Raw genomic sequence first — 6362 nt, forward strand, 5'->3', positions numbered from 1 at the left:
GATCCGGCCACGCCAAGGTAGCTCGCGAACGCGGTCTCGTGCCCGCCGCCCAGCACGACGGGAAGTTGCCCGGCGTCGAGCAGGCTGGTGATGGCGAGCCCGGCACGCGCCTGCCCTGCCTCCAGGGCATCCCCGGCCACGGTGACGTCGCCGGCGTCGTGCACGTCCCGGCCCAGGTGGTAGGCGAGCGGAGCGAGGGCGGCGCGGATCGCGGCGGGGGCCGCGGCGGCCCCCGTTCGGCCCTTGTTGCGGCGCACCCCGGCGTCGCTGCCGAAACCGAGAATCACCGCCGGGCGCACGACGGGCCGCCCGGGCTGGGCGCGGCGCGGGGCGTAGGGCGTGATGGCCTGCCACCAGCGCCGGTGCTCGGGGCCGTCGCCGTCGAACCGTCCGGTCCAAGGCTGCGGCGGGACATCAACGGCGGGAACGGGAGAAACCATGCCCCTAGCTCACCGCAGCCCGGGCCGGAAAACCAGCCGCGCCGCCGTCGTACTGTCCGAAATCCCGGAACCTGCCTCTGTAGAGGCCTTAAACGCCGCCGAGAGGGCCCACGCCCGCAGGGGGAGGGGAGAGGGACGCGCAGGTTAGTGAAGCCCCAGCGCCGCCTCAATCGGGCCGATCGCGAAGAACAGCAGGAAGGCCGCGGCCACAGCCCACATCAGCGGGTGCACCTCGCGCGCGCGGCCCTGGAAAGTGCGGATCAGGACGAAGGTGATGAAGCCGGCGCCGAGGCCGTTGGCGATCGAGTAGGTGAACGGCATCAGGGTGAAGGTCAGGAAGGCCGGGATGGCGATGCCCAGATCCTGCCAATCGATCTTGCCGACCTGGGAGACCATCATAAAACCGACGACGACGAGCGCCGGCGCCACGGCCTCGAACGGAACGAGGTTGATCAGCGGGGTGAAGAACATGGCCACGATGAACAGCAGGCCGGTGACAATCGAGGCGAGGCCGGTCCGGGCGCCTTCGCCGATGCCGGCACCGGACTCGACGTAGATCTGGTTCGAGGAGACGGAGGCTCCGCCGCCGATGATCGCGCCGAGTGCGTCCACCTGCAGCACCCGGTCGACATTGGGGATGTTGCCGTCCTTGTCGATGGTGCCGGCCTCGGTGGCCAGGCCCACCATGGTTCCCATGGCATCGAAGAAGATGCTCAGCAGGATCACGAACGCCAGCAGGGTCGCGGCGACGAAACCGAGGTGCTCAAACGCGCCGAACGGGTTGGCCTTGCCGATCAGGGACAGGTCCGGGGCGGCCCATTCGGAGAACGCTGGGGCCACAAGGGACCAGCCTGCCGGGTTGTAGGTCTTGCCGTCGAAGCTGGGACCGATGTGCAGGGTGAATTCCAGGATCACGGACAGGATGGTCGAGGCGACGATGCCGATCAGGATCGCGCCCTTGACCTTGCGGACCACGAGGGCGATGGTCAGGATCAGGCCGAAGACAAAGACCAGGGTGGGCCACCCCACGAGCTTGCCGTCGAAGCCCAGGCCCACCGGCACGGTGGTCCCGGCAACATCCGGGATGCGGCGCACAAAGCCCGCGTTGACCAGTCCGATCAGGGCGATGAACAGGCCGATGCCCACCACGATCGCCGTCTTCAGCCCTTCCGGGACCGCCTTGAACACGGCGGTCCGGAAACCGGTGAGGACCAGGATCAGCATGGTGACACCCGAGAGCACCACCAGGCCCATCATGTCCGGCCAGGTCAGCCCGGGGTTGGTGGCCACCGTAACGGCGACGAAGGCGTTGACGCCGAGGCCCGTCGCCAGCGCGAAGGGGTGCTTGGCCCACGCCCCCATCAGGATGGTCAGGATGCCGGCCACGAGGGCGGTTACGGCGGCGACGGCGGGGAAGCCCAGGGTGGCGCCGGAGGAATCGGGACCCGAGAGGATCAGCGGGTTCAGCACCACGATGTAGCTCATCGCAAAGAACGTGGCAAAGCCTCCACGGATCTCCCGCGAGAAGTTCGACCCCCGCTCGGATATCTTGAAGTACCGGTCGAGTGCAGAGCCCTGCTTGAGCATTAGTCCTCCGGGGGATGTGGATGGTTAGTTGAATCCTATTAGGCGCAAACGCAGCGTCCGGCCGATTTCGCCTAGTCTGTAAGGAAGCCAACACTAGGAGCAGCTTTTCCCATGCGCCTCATCCGACAGCTCTTGACTGCCCTGCTGGGCGCCGCGATCTTCGCCGCCGCCCTGCTGGGTGCGGTTGCTCCGGCCTCGGCCCACGACGTCGCCGAGTCCACCAGCCCGGCCTCCGGCGCCACGGTGGCGGCGCCGCCGGAGAAGGTGTCGATCACGTTCAGCAGGAATCCGCTGGCGCTGGGTTCCCAGGTCGCGGTGAACCATGCGGACGGGGCCAATTGGGCCGACGGCGCCGTCGAAATCGTGGACAACGTCGCCTCGCAGAAGCTCAAGCCCGGCGCCCCGGCAGGGCTGTACACGGTCGCGTGGCGTGTAGCCAGCTCGGACGGCCACCCCATCGAGGGCACCTTCACGTTTACCGCCACCGCCGGGGCGACAGGCTCGACGGCGGCTGCTGCGGTTCCCACGATGGGAACCGCCCAGCCGGGCATCACGCCGGCGCCGGAGCCGCGGACCAGCTCCTCGGAGCCGTTCCCCTGGAGCATTGTGATCTTCGTTGGAACGGCCATCGGCATCCTGGTAGTCCTGGGCCTGATGGCCAAGAGCCGGCTCAAGCCGGGCTCCGGCAACGACTCCGGCAGCTGACCAGAAGCAACGCGGGGTCACTCCGCGCCCATCCGGATCCCACTGATGGGCCGTAGGTGACCCCGCGTTGCGTTGGGTAGGGGGCGGAATCTTCCGGTCAGGCCGGCGCGGCGAGGGCGTAGGCCCCGGGCAGAACGGCGGGAAAGCCGTCGGGGTAGACCTTGGCGGAGATCGCCTGGCCCACAACCTTCGCCTGGCGCAGCACTTCCTTCGGCGTCGGCGTGATGAGTTCGCCCACCCCCACGAGGTACATCCCGAGGGCGTGCATTGCCGCCATGAGGTTTTGCCCCGCGGCCACACCAAGCTCGGAGAGCATCCGGCGCAGCTGGCTGTGGGCGCAGCGCGTCAGGACGAGGTGATCGGCCAGCAGGATGCCGCCCGGCGTGCGGACGGCCCACTGCTGGCCGGGGCCGGTGATGCCGGCGTCAACGTGGTCCAGCTGCAGTGCACGGATATTGTTCCGGACGTCCAACTTGTGGCTGGCGGCGTAGTTCCGCAGATGCCGGAGGATTTCGTTGCGTTCCCGCAGGCTGGCGGCGTCGGCCGCGTCGCAGCGCTGCAGGGACGACGTATTGGCCGGATGCCCGGCACCCAACAGATCGAGCCCGTCCACGATGATGGAGTCCACCCCGCGCCGCTGCAGCTCGCTGGCCACCGCCAGCCCGGACAGACCGGTGCCGATCACAATGGCTGCGGTCCGTTCGATCTCCGCGGACATTGGCATGCTCGACACTGCAGGGTCCTTCCTCGATTGATGCCTGTTGCGGGGCTGGTGCCCCGGACGCATTCCGCTGCCCGCTCCGAACGCAGTGCCCCTGGCGCGGCGTTCTGAAACACGAGTCTCGGTTCAGCAACGCCTCGAAGACTACCTAACATTTGCCGCCTTGGATAGAGCAGATGAAACATTGGCGGATCCCGGGATTTCCGGGCTCTCGGGGTGGTCCCGGGGCTTTCATCCGCCCTGATCCGGGGTCACCGGACGCCGCGTTAACACTGGGTAAAACCTGCGTGACGATCGCCGGACCGGCCGCCCCTCCGGCCGCTTGCTTGTTCCCGGCAAACCGAGAATAGTTGGGAAAACCAGGGGTTCTGGCCGCAGATTCTTCGGGCGCGTCGCCGTTGGACGCTGCACTCGGACACGTCTGGCAGAATAGCCGCAACATCAGGCAAGAATCGCGAGGAGGCGGACCCCATGGGCCGAGAACAGGTGCATCCGGATCCGGCAGGGGAATCCCCCGGCGGGTCCGCGGCTCCCCGAGGGATCGTGGTCGGCGTCGACGGTTCAGACCACAGCAAGTGCGCCCTGGTGTGGGCCGCCCGCGAAGCCGAGCGCCGCAACCGCCCCTTGCACATCGTCACCGCCTACTCCGTTCCGATCTTCGCCGCGTCGGGCCTCGACGGCGGTTACGCCACGGTCGACGATTCGGTGATCCGCGAGGGCGCGGAGGCCATCCTGAAGCAGGCCGTGAACAAGGTCGCCGGGTACCCGATCGACGTCGACGCCTCCGTCGAAAACGGCGATGCCTCCGGCGTCCTGCTGGAAATGTCCGAAACCGCTGAACTGCTGGTCTTCGGCACCCGGGGCCGGGGCGGCTTCGTCGGCCGGCTGCTCGGCTCCGTCAGCAGCGCCCTCCCCGCGCACGCCAAGTGCCCCACCGTCACCGTGCCCCTGATCTGCGCCGACCGCCTGGGCGAAACCACCGACGACAAGCATGTCCTCGCGGAGCGGGCGAAGTCCGGACGCGTCCCGGTCGAAAACGTTGTGGTGGTGGGTGTCGACGGCTCCGAACAGGCCCGCGTGGCGGTACTGGAAGCGGCCGCGCAGGCCGAACGGCTCTCCGCGCCGCTGCGGGTGGTGTGCGCCGTCCCGCAGTACAACGGGTCGCTGGCCTGGGTGCCCGCGCCGATGGACCGCGAAGCGCTCTTCGCCGACATCCGGACCCAGCTCGACGCCGGCACCGCCTGGATCAGGAGCCACTTTCCGCACCTCACGGTGGAAACCCAGCTCGTGGATGGCTCACCCGTGGACATCCTCGTCGAAGCCAGCCGGCAGGTGGAACTGGTGGTCGTCGGCACCCGCGGCCGCGGCGGCTTCGCCGGGATGCTGCTCGGGTCGACCTCCGACGGGATCCTGCATCACGCCAAGGGCCCCGTCATGGTGGTCCCGGACCGGGAGGATCCCCGGCTGGCTGACCGGGTGAACTTCGGACCCATTCTCGGGGATTCGTAGCGGGTCCCCGGCCGGACCCGGGACCGCACACTTGCGTGCTGAGGGGAGGGCCAACAGATGGGGCAGCGACCAGGCACACGCAGGCCGCGGCGGGAACCGGGGCTGGTGCTCGCACTGGAGCTGGCCGGCACGGAACTGCTTCCCGACGTCGGCGGCAAGGCGGCCAACCTCGGTGAACTGATCCGGGCAGGGCTGCCGGTTCCGGCCGGTTTCTGCTTGACCACGCAGGCCTACCGCCGCGCCACGTCGCCGGCCGGCCTCGACGTTGTCCACGCTGACCTGGCCGAGACCGCCCCGGATGACCTGCCGCGGCTGGCCGGGCTGNNTGGCCGCCGCCGCCCGCCGCCTCGTCCTGGCCACCGACGTGCCCACTGACATCGCCACGGCCGTCCGTGACGCCTATGCGGCGCTGGGAGCTGACGTCCCAGTGGCAGTCCGCTCCTCCGCTACCGCCGAGGACCTGCCGTTCGCCAGTTTCGCCGGCCAGCAGGACACCTACCTGAACGTCGTGGGCGTGGAGGCCGTCCTGGCGGCGGTCCGGCAGTGCTGGGCCTCGCTCTGGACGGACCGCGCCGTAAGCTACCGCGCCACCCACGGGATCAGCCCCTCGGCGGTGTCGCTCGCCGTAGTGGTCCAGCGGATGGTGGACGCAGCCGTGGCAGGTGTCCTGTTCACCGCCAACCCGGTCACCGGACGGCGGCGGGAGGCGGTCATCGATGCCAGCCCCGGGCTCGGCGAGGCCGTGGTCTCCGGGGCCGTCAACCCGGACCACTTTGTGGTCGACAGCGCCACCCGAAGAATCCTCGAGCGCCGGATCGGGAGCAAAGCGCTGGCGGTCCGGCCGCTGCCGGGCGGGGGAACTGAACGGATCGACCAGCCCGGCGCCGGGTCGCTGCCGTGTCTGGACGATGCCCAGCTCCTGTCGCTGGAGCTCCTCGGCCGCCGCGCGGCAGTGCACTTCGGCGCGCCGCAGGACCTCGAATGGGCCATCGACGGCGGCGGAGCCGCGTGGCTGACGCAGTCGCGGCCCATTACCACCCTCTACCCGCCGCCGGAGCGGCAGATGGTCCCGGAAGGGACCCGCGTCTACCTCTGTTTCAGCCTGGCCCAGGGCCTGACCCGCCCGCTGACGCCGATGGGGCTGGCGGCCTTCCGGCTGATTGCCTCGTCAGTGGCCCGCGCGGCGCATTTCGAGGTCCCCGTGCCCCACGACGGTCCGCCGCCGTATGTCCAGGCCGGCCAGCGCCTCTTCTTCGACCTGACCCCGGTGGTCCGCAGCGCCGTTGGACGGGCCATCGTGCCGCGCGTGTTCGACGTGATGGAGGCCCGCTCCGCGGCGGTGCTGCGCGGACTGTTCGAGGACGCCCGGTTTTCCGTCACCAGCCGGTCCCCGTGGCGGG

At 69.4% G+C, this 6362-nt stretch carries 7 protein-coding genes; 4 read left to right on the top strand and 3 right to left on the bottom strand.

The genetic code is table 11. The features are described from left to right. Positions 1-440, bottom strand: a 440-nt coding sequence (locus K789_RS0120490) for an arginase family protein (protein ID WP_024368387.1), incomplete at its 3' end; no start/stop codon positions are given. Between the two features lie 144 nt (positions 441-584). Further along, positions 585-2027 (bottom strand): NCS2 family permease, encoded by a 1443-nt coding sequence (locus K789_RS0120495; protein WP_024368381.1) that lies wholly within the window; start codon positions 2025-2027, stop codon positions 585-587. A gap of 111 nt (positions 2028-2138) precedes the next feature. On the opposite strand from K789_RS0120495, the gene K789_RS0120500 reads away from it, so the two are divergent. Next, entirely contained in the window at positions 2139-2732 is a 594-nt protein-coding gene (locus K789_RS0120500) for a copper resistance CopC family protein (RefSeq protein ID WP_024368382.1), read from the top strand. A gap of 97 nt (positions 2733-2829) precedes the next feature. On the opposite strand, the gene K789_RS0120505 is transcribed toward K789_RS0120500, so the two are convergent. After that, on the bottom strand, positions 2830-3456 hold the full coding sequence (locus K789_RS0120505; RefSeq protein ID WP_035740461.1) for an FAD-binding protein: 627 nt from the start codon (positions 3454-3456) through the stop codon (positions 2830-2832). 468 nt (positions 3457-3924) lie between these two features. Between K789_RS0120505 and K789_RS0120510 the strand changes: the two genes are divergently transcribed. The 3 genes from K789_RS0120510 to K789_RS26605 all read left to right on the top strand — a co-directional run. Then, positions 3925-4962: a universal stress protein gene (locus K789_RS0120510; RefSeq protein ID WP_024368384.1), complete on the top strand. Its 1038-nt coding sequence runs from the start codon at positions 3925-3927 to the stop codon at positions 4960-4962. Positions 4963-5067: 105 nt separating this feature from the next. Then, positions 5068-5337, top strand: coding sequence for a PEP/pyruvate-binding domain-containing protein (locus K789_RS26600; RefSeq protein WP_306376630.1), 270 nt, complete (start codon positions 5068-5070; stop codon positions 5335-5337). Beyond that, the coding region (locus K789_RS26605; protein WP_306376631.1) for a PEP/pyruvate-binding domain-containing protein at positions 5327-6362 on the top strand (1036 nt) is incomplete at its 3' end. The genes K789_RS26600 and K789_RS26605, both read left to right, overlap by 11 nt.

The sequence above is a fragment of the Arthrobacter sp. TB 26 genome, from assembly GCF_000427315.1.
In the GTDB taxonomy this organism is placed as follows: domain Bacteria; phylum Actinomycetota; class Actinomycetes; order Actinomycetales; family Micrococcaceae; genus Arthrobacter.

Coding starts and splice junctions, on each gene's coding strand:
- K789_RS0120495 (WP_024368381.1), bottom strand. CDS start 2,027: ATGCTCAAGCAGGGCTCTGCACTCGACCGGTACTTCAAGATATCCGAG.
- K789_RS0120505 (WP_035740461.1), bottom strand. CDS start 3,456: ATGCCAATGTCCGCGGAGATCGAACGGACCGCAGCCATTGTGATCGGC.
- K789_RS0120500 (WP_024368382.1), top strand. CDS start 2,139: ATGCGCCTCATCCGACAGCTCTTGACTGCCCTGCTGGGCGCCGCGATC.
- K789_RS0120510 (WP_024368384.1), top strand. CDS start 3,925: ATGGGCCGAGAACAGGTGCATCCGGATCCGGCAGGGGAATCCCCCGGC.